Annotated in this window: 18 protein-coding genes; 9 read left to right on the top strand and 9 right to left on the bottom strand. The window is 44.5% G+C overall.

Annotation, left to right across the window (positions count from 1 at the left end):
• Positions 1–75 precede the first annotated feature (75 nt).
• Entirely contained in the window at positions 76–1,689 is a 1,614-nt protein-coding gene (murJ, locus tag QUB25_RS18435; protein WP_333184930.1) for a murein biosynthesis integral membrane protein MurJ, read from the bottom strand.
• A gap of 407 nt (positions 1,690–2,096) precedes the next feature.
• Between murJ and sfsA the strand changes: the two genes are divergently transcribed.
• Positions 2,097–2,834, top strand: coding sequence for a DNA/RNA nuclease SfsA (gene sfsA, locus QUB25_RS18430; protein ID WP_333061212.1), 738 nt, complete (start codon positions 2,097–2,099; stop codon positions 2,832–2,834).
• Between the two features lies 1 nt (position 2,835).
• Here sfsA and QUB25_RS18425 read toward each other — a convergent pair whose 3' ends face one another.
• From QUB25_RS18425 to QUB25_RS18395, 7 genes are all read right to left on the bottom strand, one after another.
• Positions 2,836–3,063, bottom strand: a complete 228-nt coding sequence (locus QUB25_RS18425) for a hypothetical protein (protein ID WP_333061210.1) — start codon at positions 3,061–3,063, stop codon at positions 2,836–2,838.
• Between the two features lie 96 nt (positions 3,064–3,159).
• On the bottom strand, positions 3,160–4,437 hold the full coding sequence (locus QUB25_RS18420) for a S8 family serine peptidase (protein ID WP_333061207.1): 1,278 nt from the start codon (positions 4,435–4,437) through the stop codon (positions 3,160–3,162).
• Between the two features lie 185 nt (positions 4,438–4,622).
• The gene (locus QUB25_RS18415) at positions 4,623–5,087 is read right to left on the bottom strand and encodes a hypothetical protein (RefSeq protein ID WP_333061204.1); all 465 of its coding nucleotides are present in this window, start codon (positions 5,085–5,087) and stop codon (positions 4,623–4,625) included.
• A 49-nt stretch (positions 5,088–5,136) separates the two neighbouring features.
• Positions 5,137–6,060 (bottom strand): hypothetical protein, encoded by a 924-nt coding sequence (locus QUB25_RS18410; RefSeq protein WP_333061201.1) that lies wholly within the window; start codon positions 6,058–6,060, stop codon positions 5,137–5,139.
• Positions 6,061–6,466: 406 nt separating this feature from the next.
• Positions 6,467–6,814, bottom strand: coding sequence for a DUF1036 domain-containing protein (locus tag QUB25_RS18405; RefSeq protein WP_333037567.1), 348 nt, complete (start codon positions 6,812–6,814; stop codon positions 6,467–6,469).
• A gap of 41 nt (positions 6,815–6,855) precedes the next feature.
• Positions 6,856–7,236 carry a hypothetical protein gene (locus QUB25_RS18400; protein WP_333061199.1) on the bottom strand — a complete coding sequence of 127 codons (381 nt, stop codon included), beginning with the start codon at positions 7,234–7,236 and terminating at the stop codon, positions 6,856–6,858.
• Between the two features lie 113 nt (positions 7,237–7,349).
• Positions 7,350–8,081: a helix-turn-helix transcriptional regulator gene (locus QUB25_RS18395; RefSeq protein WP_333184922.1), complete on the bottom strand. Its 732-nt coding sequence runs from the start codon at positions 8,079–8,081 to the stop codon at positions 7,350–7,352.
• 411 nt (positions 8,082–8,492) lie between these two features.
• Between QUB25_RS18395 and QUB25_RS18390 the strand changes: the two genes are divergently transcribed.
• From QUB25_RS18390 to QUB25_RS18370, 5 genes are all read left to right on the top strand, one after another.
• Positions 8,493–9,815, top strand: coding sequence for a 3-isopropylmalate dehydratase large subunit (locus QUB25_RS18390; protein ID WP_333184919.1), 1,323 nt, complete (start codon positions 8,493–8,495; stop codon positions 9,813–9,815).
• Between the two features lie 281 nt (positions 9,816–10,096).
• Entirely contained in the window at positions 10,097–10,237 is a 141-nt protein-coding gene (locus QUB25_RS18385) for a hypothetical protein (protein WP_333061193.1), read from the top strand.
• A gap of 553 nt (positions 10,238–10,790) precedes the next feature.
• Complete coding sequence (locus QUB25_RS18380; protein ID WP_333061192.1) at positions 10,791–11,549, top strand: DNA-binding protein; 759 nt, start codon at positions 10,791–10,793, stop codon at positions 11,547–11,549.
• Positions 11,550–11,894: 345 nt separating this feature from the next.
• Positions 11,895–12,593 carry an aquaporin Z gene (gene aqpZ, locus QUB25_RS18375; protein ID WP_333061191.1) on the top strand — a complete coding sequence of 233 codons (699 nt, stop codon included), beginning with the start codon at positions 11,895–11,897 and terminating at the stop codon, positions 12,591–12,593.
• Positions 12,594–12,721: 128 nt separating this feature from the next.
• Positions 12,722–13,210, top strand: a complete 489-nt coding sequence (locus tag QUB25_RS18370) for a gluconokinase (RefSeq protein ID WP_333037532.1) — start codon at positions 12,722–12,724, stop codon at positions 13,208–13,210.
• A gap of 325 nt (positions 13,211–13,535) precedes the next feature.
• Here QUB25_RS18370 and QUB25_RS18365 read toward each other — a convergent pair whose 3' ends face one another.
• A complete protein-coding gene (locus QUB25_RS18365) occupies positions 13,536–14,513 on the bottom strand; it encodes a carbohydrate kinase (protein ID WP_333184913.1) in 978 nt (325 codons plus the stop codon).
• A 443-nt stretch (positions 14,514–14,956) separates the two neighbouring features.
• On the opposite strand from QUB25_RS18365, the gene QUB25_RS18360 reads away from it, so the two are divergent.
• The 3 genes from QUB25_RS18360 to hisS all read left to right on the top strand — a co-directional run bounded on the left by QUB25_RS18360 (position 14,957) and on the right by hisS (position 16,953).
• Entirely contained in the window at positions 14,957–15,232 is a 276-nt protein-coding gene (locus tag QUB25_RS18360) for a photosynthetic electron transport-dependent transcriptional regulator PedR (protein ID WP_006633901.1), read from the top strand.
• Between the two features lie 34 nt (positions 15,233–15,266).
• The gene (locus tag QUB25_RS18355) at positions 15,267–15,548 is read left to right on the top strand and encodes a hypothetical protein (RefSeq protein ID WP_333061263.1); all 282 of its coding nucleotides are present in this window, start codon (positions 15,267–15,269) and stop codon (positions 15,546–15,548) included.
• 130 nt (positions 15,549–15,678) lie between these two features.
• Entirely contained in the window at positions 15,679–16,953 is a 1,275-nt protein-coding gene (hisS, locus tag QUB25_RS18350; RefSeq protein WP_333184910.1) for a histidine--tRNA ligase, read from the top strand.
• Positions 16,954–17,086 lie beyond the last annotated feature (133 nt).

Raw genomic sequence — 17,086 nt, 5'->3', positions numbered from 1 at the left:
AAAGGGCGGGTTTTGTACGCAGATTGTGGGCGTTGTGTCTGGTATTTCGCCCTTAACCCGCCCCGAAAATTTTATTTATTTGCGAAAACGGCCGCGAATGCGATCGACAAACATATCAACTTCCGGCAACTTCATCTGACTGACAAACAGGGCAAAAACTCCTAACCCTACAAAACTTGCCACACTCAACTGCACTAATTGAACGACCAAACCTTCAGTACCCAAAACTCTTTGACAGCTTTGCAGAGTAGCTAAGGTAACGAAAGCAGTTAAACAACTGCCAGAAGTTAACCCCAGAAAAGGTAAACTCCACTCCCCCCAAGGCAGGCCACCCAGCTTTTTATCTAAACAGTACAAAAGCATAATCATCGAAAGAAGATTCACTCCCACCGTCGCCAAAACTAATCCGGGCGCCCCAAAGGCTCCAACCAACAAATAATCCAAAAGAGCGTTTAAAAAGATATTGATAATACTGATGCGAAAAGGGGTTTCCCCGTCTCCCAAAGCGTAAAATACCCGTACCACAACGTCGCGTCCCAAGTACACAAACATTCCAATACTGTAAGCCATCAATATCGGCGCGACAAACTGCGAGGCTGACCGATCAAAAGCATAGCGTTCGTAAACAACGCGGACGATCGGCACAGCCAGCGTTATCATTAAAGCGCTCAGCGGCAGCATTGTAAGGCCGGTCAAAACTAAAGATTGACGAATTCGATCTTTTAATTCCGGCCAATCTCTCGGATCGGTGAGGCGAGAAAATATGGGTAGAAATGGCACTAAAATTACATTAGAAATGATGCCTAAAGGCGTCATGACTAACAAGCCACTGTAACCCAACGCAGAGGCAGCTTGAGGGATGTAGGATGCGAAAAATAGGTCAGTATAAACATTAATTTGCAGCATTCCTGATGATAAGGTAGCAGGAACCATCACCTTAATTACTTCTTGCACTCCCGGCCGTTTAAAATTAAACCGCAAACGCAATGTTCCCAACCCCGCGCGCCACTGCGCCAGCAGTTGCACCAACCACTGCAAAACTGCACCCGCTAACGTTCCCCAAGCTAACACTAAGCCACCCATTAGTGCGTATTCCGGCTGAATAATTTTGTCTCCGAGTTGCATTGCGAGAATACCCAAACCGCCAACAAGTGCAACGCTTGAAAATAAAGGGCTAATTGATGGCAACCAGTACATATCGGCGGCGTTGAGAGTGCCGAAACCAATGCCGATTAAGCCTGAAAGTAATGCCATCGGCGCCATAATCCGAAATTGCTGGACGGCAATTGCTTTAATTTGTAAACCTTCTGCTGTTCTATTTAATCCCGGTGCCACCAAATCGATCAGCGGATCGGCAAAAATAATTAAAGCGATCGTCACCAACAGCAACAAGCCCCCGACTAAGGTGGTGATAGTCTCGACTAAGGGTGCTGCTTCTTTTTTATCCCGGCGGGCTAAAACACTGACTATGGCGCTGTGAAATGGCCCGTTAATCCCTCCGAGCAAAATAAATAAGAAACCAGGGATGACGTAGGCGTAGTTGTAGGCATCGACGGCGACACCGACTCCAAAGGCTGCGGCGATCGCAATTTGGCGCACCAATCCAAAGACTTTGCTAATTAGAGTGGCGACTGCGACAATGCCGGCAATCCCTGCGAGGGAACGAGAGGGCTTCTGTAATTGGGACACAAATGGTTACAAACGCTAATGCTAAAAGGATTCACTTATTTTAATCGCGAATCGGGAGAATCATATCATGAACTCATAAAACTTCTAGGGGGAATTGCGGGGATACCAATTTTATCGATATTACTGACTTGCGGAAATTCAATAATCGATCGGGACTCTTCGTCCTAACTACAAACCGCAGTTTCGTGCTATGATGCGTCAATCTAAAATCTACAATCTAAAATCTACAATTTAAAAATGATGAAATAAATGAGTTGATAAAAGCAGATAAATAACATATAATTGATAACTTATGATCGATTGTGTTAGTTCCCAGACTTCTTTCAAAAGTGCGGAGCCAGGTATTCGGTTATAGGTAAAATCTACAATCGAGAATCTAAAATCTAAAATCTAAAATCTAAAATCGAATGACTGGCTTAATTTACAAATATCCTCCTCTTTTACCCGGAATTCTCATCAAACGTTACAAGCGATTTTTTGCCGAAATTGAACTAGATTCGGGAGAAATAATCACCGCCCACTGTCCGAATACTGGCCCAATGACTGGTGTTTACATTCCGGGCAATCCAGTGCTAGTATCTCCCAGCGACAATCCTAAACGCAAGTTAGCTTATACTTGGGAATTAATTAAAGTTTGCGACACTGTGCCAACTTGGGTGGGAGTTAATACTGGGCTGCCAAATCGAATAGTTAAATTAGCTTTGGAATTGAAATTGTTTCCTGAGTTAGGCAATTATAGTTTAATTCAACCGGAAGTTGTTTATGGCACTGATAAAAAAAGTAGAGTCGATTTTTGGCTAACTGGTGAGGAAAAACCGATTTTTCTGGAAGTGAAAAATACAACTTGGGTAAAAGAGGAGTTGGCTCTATTTCCCGATACAGTGACGGAGAGGGGGCAGAAACATTTGAGAGAATTGATAGAAGTGGTGCGGCAGGGATCGAGGGCTGTAATGCTGTATTTTATTAATCGCGGGGATTGTACGGATTTTGCTCCGGGGGATAGTGCCGATCGCCTTTACGGAGAATTGTTCAGACAGGCGATTAGTGAAGGTGTAGAGATTTTGCCCTGTCGCTTTGACGTGACGCCAGAAGGCATTCGCTATTTGGGGTTAGCAAAACTAGATCTACTAACCCTAAATGATTAGTTTAAATTGCCTGCATTTCTCGATCGATCTCGACACTAGCCACGCCCGGTACGCTCTTTAGTCCTTCTAGCTTCGACTGAGACACTTCTCCAGTAATGATGCCAGTAACAGCTAGCACCTGCTCCACTTTCATTCCCGCCGATTGTAAGGCAGTCACAACCGATTGAATTACCGATATGTTTTGGTCGTCAACAGTTACTATGATGCGCTGTACTTGTTCGTCAGACATATTTAGCATCCTTTGGAGCAAATCCATTGCGGTATTATAAATTGTCTTCTGTTAGATCCCCGCAGGCTAGTGCTGCGGGGATTTGAGTATTCTGCATTACGGAGCTTGTACTAAACCGCTTCCGACACGAGTATTTGGCAACGGTAGCGCCATAGCATAGGCAGTCAGCAATTGCCAAAGTTCAGCACCTCGTTTACCAGTCGATTCGGCATACAAGGCAGCGAGCCCAGCCACGTGCGGTGTAGCCATGCTAGTGCCATTGTAAGCAGCATAACGCCCTTTATCCATAGGCACTGATGAGTATACTTTCACTCCTGGAGCGGCGATATCGACTTTAGTTCCTTGAATTAGGTCAGAGGTAGCCGAGAAGTCAGGCACTTGGACGCAGTTATCGACGGCTGCAACAGCCATAATCGAGGGACTATTCGCTGGTTGTCCAACGGTTTTGGTTGGTCCGTGGTTGCCGGCGGCCGCCACGATCAGACACCCATTTTGTAGTGCCCGACGACCGACAGTTTCGTAGGCCGTAGAGGGCTTTGGATTGGTGTTTCCTAATGACATCGAGATCACTTGACACCCATTGGCGATCGCCCATTCCATCCCAGCCAGAATCCAGCCACTAGCGCCACTACCGGCATTACTCAACACTTTACCGACATAAATGGTCGATTCGTAAGCGATCCCGTACCTGCGGCCGTTAAGATCCTTGAACCCGCAGGCTGTCCCGATGCAGTGCGTGCCATGACGGTTGCCATCTTGTACGTCCTCCCCTGGTACGAAGGACTGCGATACGATCGATCGACCTGCGAAGTCGGGATGTTGGAGATCCATCCCCGTATCCAGCACAGCAACTTTCATTCCACTACCAGTCAACAGAGAGTTCATCACCTTCGTTGCCTTCAGGCCCCAGGTAGACTCGCTATCATCGGAAAAACATTCTTGTTTCTCGATTTCTGCTGCTTCTGTAGTAGTGGCTTTGTCGTACAGGTTATTCACCGCATCGCGATAACCCCGCAAATAGTCTGCCGACAACCCATCACCAATGGCGTAGAAAGTGCGCTCCGGTTCGATCGCCAGAATAGCCGAATCCTCTCCCGCTGAGGTCATGATGCTGCTGAAACCCCCTTCGTCTAACGAGACGACGGCCACGCCGAGAGTGGGAAACACCGCTCCCCCTGCTGCTTCAATTTGGCTCAAGTCTAGAGCAGAGTCCGGGAAATCGGCAGCATTTGCCAGGTCTCTGATGCCAGTTTGGTCGTTCAGAAGGTCTAACCCTTCTATCACCGCATCATCGCGGAAAGTAATAATGTAACGCCCTGTCGTTTCATCAGCTTGGGCAGTTTCTGGGATGGAAAAACTAGGTTGTTCAGACATAAATACCTCTTATTGAGTGTTATTAGAAATCCATGACAGTTTTTCTGACATGAATTTCTACTTTTTTTGATGCTGACTCGACTTATTTAGGACTTACGCAAAAGAGCAATTTTTACATTATTTGTGGGGTAAGGTGCGGTGTGCTGCGCCCTACAGATACACTTTGTGCGTAAGTCCTGTGCTGTTTACTCGGCTAATTTGCTAATTTGATGGTAAAGTTCGTCATCTAACCGTCCTTCTCCTGTCTGGATCAGCCATTTTTCTAAAGTACGGTTTTTATCGGTAAATTGTTGGGATTTACCATTGCGTCTAGCCACGATAAATCCATTACAAATCACAATTTCCCGATCGCCCTCTACCTCTTCACCACTTTCTCGGACAATCAAACCACGATACCCCAATCCTTCATTAACAGCTCCTTCTCCTTGATGTGTAGACAATGATTGAAGTCGTTGTGTAAACTGCTGAGATTCTTGCACTGTCAATTCCCAATGTGGGTTTGGTCTGCCACTAAACATATCCACTTCTACTTGCATCTTTTTGTCTCCTAAAGCTGTGACCGAACATCCAAGCAAAGTCACCAAAAACATTAAAAAACCCAAGCCAATTATCCTTTCTAGATATGTTGTGAGTGAATAAGCCCGTTGCATGGTCTTCTTCTCCAGTGTGGGGAACCCACATTCCGCAGTGCTATAGATTCTATTTAATCTTTTGGCTCTTACAAGTGTAAAAGTAGCCACAGAAGATGGTGTAAGGCCCACGGTTACAGGTAGCTGGGTTAGTGATGACTACGCCGCTGTTATCTGTATTCCGAGCCGCTGTCGAACCCGGTTTGTGACCCCAAAATCCTTCTCGCATTTTGCGATACCAGTGGAAATCAACAAAGCCCGGACCAGGGGCAATAACCAGTGCTACTAAATAGCGAGGGGCTTGTGAGGCGGGGAAACAATCGTAGCGTTTGTGCAATCCATCGCACAGAGAAGCTTTGGTAACTTCTACGCAATTAATTGCAGTGTACTGATGTCCGCATCCTTTTCCTGGTTGGGCAAAAGTATCTGTGCGCTTATTGCTCGCATAGTTATAGCAGTTGTTGTTCTGCCGGATTACGGGGTTGTTGTTCCAGAAGCCGGGGTTATAGGGCGAAGTATCATAAAAGCAGGTAGCAGCCACTTCACTTGAGGTTTCTACCGCCATGTTTGGTAAGTCTTCAACATCAGAGACTGAAAGTCGGCTGCTGGTTTCCAGTTGTTGTTGCAAGAAATTCTGCAACATTTCATCTAAAGGTAGTTCTTCTCCGAAAGCCGATGCTTCTGGAGATGATTCAGCACTGCTCATTAAGCCGATCAAACGCTCAGCAATCTCGTTCGCTTTATCGCTAGCAGCACTCGCACCTGCTGCCATATACATACTAGCGGGTAGTTCAAAGTCTTGGGCAAGCTCGTCAGAGAGGGGTTCAATGGTGAAACCGCGAAACCCTAATCCAGCATCAGCAGAAGCTGCTTCGGCTACAATGCTACGATTGTTAGCAATCTCTTTGAGCGTAGTTCGAGCTTCTTCCTCGTCCGTAATAATCCACTCTGGAGCGGGTCTTCCGGAAAATATATCGGCAGTAATCCGTAACATACTTAACCTCTTTTTTGAGTAGTTTTCAGCAAACAAACTCCACCTTAAAGTTGTTTAATAGCTAGAGAAGACAACCTTGGTCGTGAGTGTTATTTAAGCTGAGTTTCAAAACGGGATAACAGCTTTTGATCTAATAGTCCTCAAAATAAACTTGGAGAGCAATACGACGATCCGCGTATAGGATTATGAAGATATTGCAACAAAATTCCATAGAATAACCGCAACTTTTATCAAGAGATGTTGCTCCTTTTCTGTTATAGCAAGTAAAAAAAAATCCCATAAATGGGAGTCCGTGCAATAATATTGAGTAAATTCGAGTTAATAGTCGATTAATTCCGCTCCTATGTGGATTAAGTTGTCACGTTAAATTTAGAATTAAAATTTAACTTGACAACGCCACTCAGATTTATGCTGTCAAATTCAGCGTGAAATTGTCGTAACTGTTAATATCAAGCAACCGGAAGCCTACATTAGTTGCTTGGGTGCTGCTTGTCCACTCACACCAGTCAAATGCTTGTGGAGGGACAGGCCTCACGTAAGGCCCTGCCCAATTTGCTCCGTTATCAGCCTCAGCATAGTAGCAGTAGTAGCGATTCAGACTACGCAAACTACCCCCATATACCACTTTGCATTCGCCAGGATTGAGCCGCCACCAACCTTTTTTTGCCCAATTTCCACCATCTGGACAGTTGGGGCGATAGTACATAATAGCTACCCAAACACCAGATGTATATTTGTTGCAAATTGTGAGCATATTCCACCTCTTACAATGAGTAATTGCCAATGAATACGGTTCTATGTCTCTGTATTGGAACGGGTAAATTCAGGTAAAACTTCTTTGTTTTCTACAGAGGAGATTGATGATGCACGTAGTGTGTGAAGGAATGTTTGATTTTCGATGCCCGGTTTAGCATCAGATTGACCTTCGCGAGCTACCGAATCTTGTTTTATTGCACTGACATCCACAAAATCGACTGTTGCATGTTCTTGGCTTTTTTGAGGTAAAACTTCTTTGTTTTCCACAGAGAACATCGATGATGCGCGTAGCGTGTGAAGCAAGGTTTCATTTTCGATGCCCGGTTTAGCATCAGATTGACCTTCGCTAGCTGCCGAATTCTGTTTCTGAACACCGATATCGACAAAATCGACCGTTGCATCTACATTATTGGTTTCCATTTTTACCTCCGTAGTGGATTTTTGTTTGGCACAGTTTACAGACTCCGTATAGCGTTTGATCTCATAGTCCTCAAAATAAACTTGGAGAGCAATACGACGATCCGCGTATAGGATTATGAAGATATTGCAACAAATTCCCCGTTGAACAACCCCAATTTTTCCAGAGCAACCATCACAGCAGCCGTCCGGGTTTGTACGCTTAGTTTCCCGTAAAGATGCTCCAGATGTTTTCGCACTGTTCCTTCACTGCAACCGAGCACTTTAGCGATTCCTGCATTGCTTTTATCTTTGGCAATCCAGAATAAAACCTCCGCCTCGCGTTTGGTGAGTCCTAGCGATTCCAGGGTCGAAATAGAGAATGATTGCAGTTCTTCTTCCTCCAACAGCAAGAGATATTGCTGGTTGATTGGATCTGGAATCAGACGGACGATCAACTGTCTTCCTGCTTGCTGAATGTACAATGGTAAACAGCTAGATGGAATATCGCCGTTGAATGTGAGTCGCGATATCTGTTCCTTGAACCAATGTTGTAAGAGTTCTGGCAATGAGTGCGGGGCGCGGGATAAAAAATACTGGTTCAACAGTTGTTCGGCGCGTTGAGTCATGAATTGCACCTGCCCTGCAATCTCCACAACTATGGCTCCTACCCGATCCAAGATTTGCTTGACTAATACCTTAATGAAATTATCTGACTCTTTGTTAGTGCGATCGCCTAAAACTTCGAGAGTATAATGTTGGTAGCAATTTTCGTAACTTTTGGTATCAGCGTTTGTTGCTGGGAATTTATCAATACCTTCAGATGTCAACATAACTGCGCGCTGACGCTTTGGTGTCTGTGAATTCATGGGAAGTATCTCCATTGGCATACAGGGTGAGAATGACGAAACCAGATACCCTTGCGGTGGGGGTATCTAGCTCATTTCACTGTTGTTAAGATATACAAGTGTAGAAATGCACTCTGAGATTTTTTGACATTCCCTGATTTAAATTGCTTTTCTTAAGTAATCACTAACAATAACAGTCACTAGCTGTTAGTTACCAGTCGCATAATCGAGTGACTTGCATAAATTTTATTTTTGTGTTAATCGAAGTAGAGGCTATTGTAGAGATTAGTGGCGAAAAAGAAAGTGAAAGTCAACCGATTTGAGATTTGAGATTGAAGAAAAGGTTTAGTTGATAAATTACCTGTCAACATCAGGCGATGTTTCGCTTACAATTACACTATGTAGCATCTAACAAAAAAGAGCGATCGCACTATGGGAATGACTCTGACCGAAAAAATATTAGCCAAAGCATCAGGGCGCACTAAAGTCGAGCCCGGAGAAAACATCTGGGTAGAAACAGACGTATTGATGACCCACGATGTCTGCGGGCCCGGTACCATCGGCGTTTTCAAACGCGAATTCGGTGAGAATGCTAAAGTCTGGAACCCAGACAAAATCGTCCTCATTCCCGACCACTACATTTTCACCAACGACGAACGCGCTAACCGCAACGTCGATATTCTCCGCGATTTTGCCCAAGAACAAGGGATAAAATACTTTTACGACATCACGGATCGATCGGACTTCAAAGCAAATCCCGACTACAAAGGAGTTTGCCACATCGCCCTAGCACAAGAAGGGCACACCAGACCGGGCGAAGTGCTCTTCGGCACAGATTCCCACACCTGCAATGCCGGCGCTTTCGGACAATTCGCCACAGGTATCGGCAATACAGACGCGGCTTTTATCATGGGAACCGGCAAACTGTTAATCAAAGTTCCCGCAACCATGCGCTTTGTGTTCAACGGCGAACTGCCGGATTATTTGTTAGCAAAAGACCTAATTTTGCAGATTATTGGTGATATTAGCGTTGCCGGTGCTAACTACCGGACAATGGAATTTGCGGGCGATACAGTTGAGCGTTTGACGATGGAAGAACGGATGACGCTGTGCAATATGGTGATTGAAGCTGGCGGTAAAAACGGCACGGTTGCGCCCGACAAAACTACGTTTGATTACGTTACTTCGCGGACTGACAAACCCTTCGATTCATTTTACAGCGATGGGGATGCTAAATTTTATAGTGATCGCACCTACGATGTCAGCAAATTAGAACCAGTCGTCGCCAAACCGCACTCTCCCGACAACCGCGACTTAGCCCGCAACTGCCGCGATGTCAAGATCGATCGAGTTTACATCGGTTCCTGCACCGGCGGCAAAACCTCCGACTTTCTAAATGCGGCCCGTATTCTGAAAGGAAATCAAGTCAAAGTTCCGACTTATTTAGTACCAGCAACTCAAAAAGTTTACGAAGATTTGTTTGTCACAAAATACGACGGTCAAACGCTTTCGGAAATCTTCTTAGCTGCCGGCTGCATCGAACCCGCCGCGCCTTCTTGCGCCGCTTGTTTGGGCGGCCCGAAAGATACTTTCGGGCGGATGAATGAACCAGAAATTTGTGTATCTACAACTAACCGCAATTTCCCCGGCCGGATGGGGAATAAAGAAGCGCAAGTTTATCTAGCTTCCCCTTATACGGCGGCGGCTTCTGCCCTGACTGGGTATGTCACCGATCCACGGGAATTCCTGTGTTAGAAAGTAGCTGATGCAAGGTGCTCTTCGGCGCACCCGGAGGTCCCTGGAAGGTGCGCCGAAGAGTACCCTACGAGATGAATGTAATGTGTTCTGCGGCGCACCCGCAAAAATGCGTGTAATATCAAATTCGTTAGCATCGTAATATTAAATTCGAGTTGAGTGTTGACGGTTGACGGTGGACTGTTCACGGCGTCAACCGTCAACCGTCAACACTCAACATCATTCCGGTGTAACCGGAAATGATATAAAATGCCCTATAAAAAAGTAGGAGGACGATATTAATGCCAAACTATCGCCGATTTTACCTTCCTGGTGGAAGTTTCTTCCTAACGCTTGTTACCTACAATCGCACACCGCTATTTTCAGAGTCAGAAAATGTCTCGCAACTCCGCAAGGCTGTAGGGGCGATTAAATCAGAATAACCTTTTGAAATTATTGGGCTGTTGTATTGCCCAACCACATCCATTTTTGGTAAAAATTACTTCCTAATCATACTGCCTATGCCAAGCTTATTAGAGATATAAAAGTTGTATTTACACAATCTTTTCGAGGTCAAGTAACTGTGAGTCAAAATGTCTCATTTTCTGACCGAAAGGGTCTAGGATGGGATGTTTTGGAGCGGCGCTTTTGGGGATATCCTATTTCCAAACAAGATGATTTTGAACAGCATTTAAACTATATTCACTACAATCCTGTTAAGCAAAATTTAAGTTAGTGTCCGCATTTGTGGTATTATTCTAGCTTGAGCTTATGGTTAAAAAAGATGTTTATTCAGTTGATTGGTGCTGTTGTCGTCATGGCAGAAAGTCAAAAATACTAAATTTTGATGCCATTTCCTATAGACTAGGAGAATAAATTCACAGGGCTTACGTAAAAATTGGTTTGACAGGCTACTTATAGCGGTAAGGTGCGCCGTAGGGCGCAACCCTATCCTTGTGTAAGGTGTGCACTGCTTGAATTGAAAGGAGATTTGCTTTGAAAACACTATTTTTGGCTTGGCAAAGCCCGGACAGCGGTTCTTGGTTTCCGATTGGTCGATTGACATTTAACGGTAAAGAATACCAGTTCAATTATACAAATGGTGTTCTAGAAGCTAAACTTAAGTGCGGGTTTCAACCCTTACCATCTTTCCCGGATTTCAAGAAGGTTTACACTTCACAGAAACTGTTTGCGTTGTTTTCTAATCGAGTGATGGCCCGATCGCGCCCTGACTACCCTGAATTTGTACAGTGGTTGAATATCCCTGAACACGAACATGACTTAATTGCTTTATTGGCGCGCAGCGGAGGTAAACGGGCAACTGATAAATTTGAGGTGTTCCCTTGTCCCGAACCAGATGAAAATGGACGTTACTTTATCCATTTTTTTGCAGATGGACTGCGATACCTTTCAAAGTCGGCAATTGAACGGATTAATCGGCTTCAAGTGGGCGAACTTTTGTATTTAGCCCACGAATTTAAAAATCCGCGCGCTTCCCGTCTGCTTCTGTGTACTAAAGATCACTGGATTGTCGGCTATTGTCAGCGCTATCTTGTGGATGATATTTTTGAAATTATTTCGCAGCATCCAGAATTGATTCGCGTAGAAGTCGATCGTCTCAACCAACCCCCAACGCCGCTACAGTTCCGCTTGCTGTGCAAAATGACCGCCGATTGGCGAGACTTTCGCCCTTTCCAAGGCCCGATGTACCAGCCGGTTAGGAGTGATGTTTTAGCTGCAAGTGCGATCGGATAATCAGCAACAATAAGTAAAATTACAATTTCATAATTAGGGAAGAAGTCAAGTTAATTATTGTGAATTGAATACAGATTGAATACAGAAAATTGCACCATTTAGAGGAATAATTAGCTAAGTGTTGACATTTTTTACATAATAGAGTATGTTTGAGCTAATTTATCGATTCCCTATTTCGCATTCTCAGTTAAGCTCATACAATTTATGAAAATTAGAGCTATATGTTGCTAATGATTTTGATTAGTATTGTTGCGCTTAGTGAAACTAATTCTATTTATAGTTTTTATAAATAGAACTCGTATGGGTGTGAAATTGACCGATTAGAAACTTGAGATAATTGTGAGTATGAACAAAAGAATAAAGATTGGGGTTGCTGAAGCTTTTGGTACTTTTGTGTTGGTATTAGGTGGATGTGGCAGTGCGGTTTTAGCTGGAGACAAAATCGGCTTTTTGGGAGTTTCGATCGCTTTTGGTCTATCCCTCTTAATCATGGTTTATACGATCGGCCCTATCTCTGGATGCCATATTAATCCGGCGGTAAGCATCGGTTTAGTAGTTGCCAAACTGATCGATGCTGTTTTGCTTCCTTATTATATAGGCGGTCAGATTGTAGGGGGAATTTTAGGCGGTCTTGTTTTGTATATGATAGCATCAGGAAAACCAGGCTTTGATGCGGCTGCTTCTGGATTTGCATCTAACGGTTTTGCAGAACATTCTCCCACTGGTTACGGACTTTTGGCAGCAGCTTTGACGGAAATTGTACTGACTGCTTTTCTGTTATTTACAATCATGGGTACTACCCATCCCAAATATCCCGTCGGTTTGGGCGGAATTCCGATCGGCTTAATGCTGGTGTTGATTCACTTAATCGGAATTCCCGTAACCAATACTTCAGTTAACCCCGCTAGAAGTATCGGTGTCGCACTTTTTCAAGGCGGATGGGCAATCCAACAGTTATGGGCGTTTATTGTATTCCCAGTGATCGGTGGAGTTATCGGCGTTTTGGCTTATAATTTCATTAGACCCACTATGGAAGAAATTTGATCTAGAATCAAAAATAAACCGGGTTTATTGAATTTTTTAGGGTGGTAGAATTCATCCGGCAACTTAAGAAACCCGGTTTGTCGATCGCACAACTTGATAAAATTGCAAGTATTCGGTAAATAAGTGCCATGATTACGATCGTGATGGGAGTCTCAGGTTCTGGCAAAACTACTGTTGGCAAGTTGCTGGCGCAATCTCTCAACTGGGATTTCAGCGATGCTGACGATTTTCACCCATCAGCTAATATCGATAAAATGAGTCGGGGCATTCCTTTAGAAGATGCGGATCGCCTTCCTTGGCTATTACAATTGCAAGCCGCAATAGACAGGTGGCTGTTAGAAAATAAAAATGTGGTTTTGGCTTGTTCTGCTTTAAAAGCATCCTACCGCGAAATGCTCTACCGAGACCAAAAGCGAATGAAGATAGTTTATCTCAAATGTTCTTTTCAGCTATTAGCCACAAGGTTAAAAAATCGCGAAAATCACTACATGAAAGCAGACTTGCTGTTAAGTCAGTTAGACAGTCTCGAAGAACCTGAAGATGCAATTATCATAGATGCTTCGCAGCCGTTAGAGTTAATCTTGCGCCAAATTAGAATTCATCTGATGTGCGGTTAATTGCCCACAATAAAACCTGTGATACCAAATCTGGCTTCAATACCCCTTGATTTCTTAGTTTCTCTCAGCTAGAAGGAGAGTTTGTATAGAAATCCTCGCATCATTTGTGAATTTCTTACTCCCGAGCGAGCTGGTTCGGGGAGGGTTGCGCGGGGGGGAAAAATTTACTACTCCTGCAAAAATTGCTATAGAGTATGGATTTCAAACAGCCGGATTGAGGTTTTTTAAGGCGGATTTAGTATAAAAGTTATTTTTTTTCTGATAAACCGAGTTTCTGAACCAAATTTAGCCCCCTCTCCGTTTCCATGCTGATAGGTTTGCGGCCTTAATTTTTGTACAAATATAAGAAAGCTTCTACTTCAGCCGCAGTAGGTTGAGATCTAATTGCGCCCGGTTTCATCGCTGTCATGGCACCTACCGCACTGGCATAAGTTACAATTGTTTGGGCTATTTTGGGATCGGCTAAATTCTTAATTCCCTGCTTGCACAACTGTCGCACAAAACCAGCTAGAAATGCGTCGCCAGCCCCTGTTGTATCCTCAACATCTACTGTAAATGCGGGGATTTTTCCTTCATTTTCCGAGATACAATAAGCGCAACCTTTTTCGCCCGCAGTCACCAAAACGCCTTCTACAGAATCGAGACGGTAGGTAATAGCTCCAGCATCGGTAGTGTCAAACAACCATTCGGCTTCTTCCTCAGATAACTTGACAAAATCAACTTTTTTTAAAATTTTTCTAATGCGCGCTTTTGCTTCGTCTGGATTTTGCCAAAACACGGGACGCCAATTGATGTCAAGTATAATTTTAACGTCATACTGTTCTGCTAGTTCGATCGCTCGGACGATCGCCTCTCGACTTTCAGGATAAGCTAATTCTAAAGTACCTAGCACTAAATATTCGGCATTTTCAAACAACACTTCGGGTAGTTCTCCAGCAAGGAGGCGGGTGTCTGCAAAATCCGCAGTATCAAATTCGCCAAAACCTGCAAAATTTCGATCGCCCGCTTCATTCCGCAAGACATAAACTTGCCGCGTCGGCGCACTTGGATGTCGCTGCACTCCAGCGATATCAACCCCTACTTCTTGCAATACCTGCACTAGGGAATTCCCCAATTCATCCCCACCTACAGCACCGATAAATCCCGCCGCCGTCCCCAATTTAACCAAAGCACAGGCAACATTAGCAGGAGCACCGCCGGGATATGCCGTCCAAGATTCTACCTCTTCGAGAGATACTCCTGGTTTGTCTGCTAAACAATCAAATAAAACTTCACCCAGACACAGAACGCGAGGATAAGTCATAGAAATTTTAGATTTTAGATTTGAGATTTTAGACCAGCAGTAGACAGGTCAATAATGATTTTTAACCCATCCCAGAAAAATTGCAAGCTATTTTTTTATGGCTGCTCCTATAATATCAGACTTACTGATATTGGCAGTTACTCCCTAAAGGCTGAAATATAGTGCGGTCTTATAAGTTAGTTGTTTTACGCGCAAACATCTGCAGGTTGGGCCCGGATGTCAGATGCGCGTAGGTAAAGGCAGCATCTGCCACCCGACGCACAAGCAGTGGTGGCTGCGCGTCTTGCCGTGTGCGCGCTGGGTTTGCACTCCTGGCCATTCTACAAGCGAGTTTGTGCTTCGGACCCGAAAGAGTAGCACAGGAAATTTAATTTTCTCTTCATACTCGATCCCTCATCCTTTAGAATTGTAGATAGGTAAATATGCAGACATAGGAAAAATTTATGAGTGGGATTGTCTCTGGGACCCCTGTCACCCTGTCGGACAGAGAATTGCAAGTGGTAGAGTTAGTAGCGGCCGGATTGACTAATGAGAAAATCGCCGAAAAGTTAGAGATTAGCAAGCGTACAGTTGACAACCACATTAGCAATATCTTGAACAAGACGCGCGCTGACAATCGAGTTACGCTTGTACGCTGGGCATTGCAGTGGGGAAAGGTATGTTTGGACAATATTAACTGCTGTCCTCTACCGCGGCCGATCGATAAAGAAGTATCTTAAGTAGGGATTTTGGTTGGGGACAGGCAAAGAAATGATGCAAACGGCACAAGAAAAACAACTCCGCTATCAAATTCAATGCCCTGGATTGCCACTGGCGGTGTATCGCGAAGTGGCGATCCATTTGCGTCAAGTTGAAGGGGTGGAAACCGGTTTAATTCCGCAGCAGTCGCAGCGGTTTGATTACTACGACAGCCAAGTTGGGGGTTTGTGGATACAGTATCCTGAAGGGTTCGATTTGGCAGGTCGCGAGCGGGTCGATCGCATTTTGGCTTATTATGGCGATCGTTACGGAGCGTGGGAATTATTAAGTCATTAGTTATTGGGAATTGTTAGTTGTTGACTGTTAACTGTTAACTCTTGACTAATAACTAATGACTCATGGCTAATGAGTAATGACTAATTACTAATCACAACTGACAACTGCCAACTGACAACTGACTAACAAAATGAGTGCAATTAAAACTTTACCGGGAACGCGGGATATTTTGCCCGCAGAAATTCAATATTGGCAAAATATAGAAGAAGTCGCTAGAACCATTTTAAAAAAAGCGGCTTATCGAGAAATTCGGACGCCAATTTTTGAACAGACATCTTTATTTGAACGTGGCATCGGCGAAGCTACCGATGTTGTGGGCAAAGAAATGTACACTTTTAAGGATAAGGGCGATCGATCGACTACTTTGCGTCCAGAAGGCACCGCCGGAGTAGTCCGAGCTTTTATTCAAAACAGTTTGTACGCGGCGGGAGACGTGCAGCGTCTGTGGTATGCGGGGCCGATGTTTCGCTACGAACGCGCGCAAGAAGGAAGACAGCGGCAGTTTAATCAAATTGGCGTGGAAGTCTTGGGGAGTGCGAATCCTCGTGCGGATGTCGAGGTAATTGCCATCGCCTGCGACATCCTGCAAACTCTCGGTTTAAAAAATTTGCGCCTCGATATTAATTCTGTCGGAAATAAGGAAGACAGACAAAATTATCGGCAAGCATTAATAGATTATTTTACACCGTACAAAGACGAATTAGACGCCGATTCTCAAGACCGCTTGACTCGCAATCCGCTGCGGATTTTGGACAGCAAAAATCAGCGCACTCAAGAAATTGTAGCTGGTGCGCCGAGTATTTTAGAATATTTGGGAGAGGAATCGCGATCGCACTTCGAGCAAGTGCAGCAAATGCTCACAAATTTAGGAATTAGCTATCAGTTAAATCCCAGATTAGTGCGCGGTTTAGATTACTATACCTACACCGCATTTGAAATTATCTCCGACGATTTGGGAGCGCAAGCCACAGTTTGCGGAGGCGGCCGCTACGACGGTTTAGTAAAGGAATTGGGTGGCCCAGATACGGCGGCAGTTGGTTGGGCAATGGGTATCGAAAGGTTGATTATCCTGCTGCAAAAGTTGCAACCTTTGCCCGTGCCAAAGTTAGATTTTTATTTGGTATCCAGGGGCGAAAAAGCAGAACAGCAATCGGTATTGTTAGCTCAAAAATTGCGAAGTGCGGGGTTTAGTGTCGAGATAGATTTGAGCGGTAGTGCTTTCGGGAAACAGTTTAAAAGAGCCGATCGCAGCGGTGCGGTTGGGTGTTTAGTTTTGGGAGATGCGGAAGCTGAAAACGAGACGGTACAATTGAAGTGGTTGGCGAGTGGTGAACAAAGTGCGATCGGGCAATCAGAACTACTAGCAATGACTGGCGAACTACAGCACAAAATTAACAACCCTTAAAACTCTCGGTTCCTCGTTACCAGGCTCTGCCCGGTAACGCATACCCAGAGGCTCTGCCTCGTGATTAAGCCATTAACATTAATCCCAAAAACCAAGAGATATAATTTAAGCATTAAAACATTTAACCTCTGAT

Source organism: Microcoleus sp. B3-D7 (assembly GCF_036705305.1).
GTDB lineage: Bacteria > Cyanobacteriota > Cyanobacteriia > Cyanobacteriales > Microcoleaceae > Microcoleus.
This window is presented reverse-complemented; position numbering and strand designations above follow the sequence as displayed.

Coding starts and splice junctions, on each gene's coding strand:
- sfsA (WP_333061212.1), top strand. CDS start 2,097: ATGACTGGCTTAATTTACAAATATCCTCCTCTTTTACCCGGAATTCTC.
- QUB25_RS18425 (WP_333061210.1), bottom strand. CDS start 3,063: ATGTCTGACGAACAAGTACAGCGCATCATAGTAACTGTTGACGACCAA.
- QUB25_RS18420 (WP_333061207.1), bottom strand. CDS start 4,437: ATGTCTGAACAACCTAGTTTTTCCATCCCAGAAACTGCCCAAGCTGAT.
- QUB25_RS18415 (WP_333061204.1), bottom strand. CDS start 5,087: ATGCAACGGGCTTATTCACTCACAACATATCTAGAAAGGATAATTGGC.
- QUB25_RS18410 (WP_333061201.1), bottom strand. CDS start 6,060: ATGTTACGGATTACTGCCGATATATTTTCCGGAAGACCCGCTCCAGAG.
- QUB25_RS18405 (WP_333037567.1), bottom strand. CDS start 6,814: ATGCTCACAATTTGCAACAAATATACATCTGGTGTTTGGGTAGCTATT.
- QUB25_RS18400 (WP_333061199.1), bottom strand. CDS start 7,236: ATGGAAACCAATAATGTAGATGCAACGGTCGATTTTGTCGATATCGGT.
- QUB25_RS18395 (WP_333184922.1), bottom strand. CDS start 8,081: ATGAATTCACAGACACCAAAGCGTCAGCGCGCAGTTATGTTGACATCT.
- QUB25_RS18390 (WP_333184919.1), top strand. CDS start 8,493: ATGGGAATGACTCTGACCGAAAAAATATTAGCCAAAGCATCAGGGCGC.
- QUB25_RS18385 (WP_333061193.1), top strand. CDS start 10,097: ATGCCAAACTATCGCCGATTTTACCTTCCTGGTGGAAGTTTCTTCCTA.
- aqpZ (WP_333061191.1), top strand. CDS start 11,895: ATGAACAAAAGAATAAAGATTGGGGTTGCTGAAGCTTTTGGTACTTTT.
- QUB25_RS18370 (WP_333037532.1), top strand. CDS start 12,722: ATGATTACGATCGTGATGGGAGTCTCAGGTTCTGGCAAAACTACTGTT.
- QUB25_RS18365 (WP_333184913.1), bottom strand. CDS start 14,513: ATGACTTATCCTCGCGTTCTGTGTCTGGGTGAAGTTTTATTTGATTGT.
- QUB25_RS18360 (WP_006633901.1), top strand. CDS start 14,957: ATGAGTGGGATTGTCTCTGGGACCCCTGTCACCCTGTCGGACAGAGAA.
- QUB25_RS18355 (WP_333061263.1), top strand. CDS start 15,267: ATGCAAACGGCACAAGAAAAACAACTCCGCTATCAAATTCAATGCCCT.
- hisS (WP_333184910.1), top strand. CDS start 15,679: ATGAGTGCAATTAAAACTTTACCGGGAACGCGGGATATTTTGCCCGCA.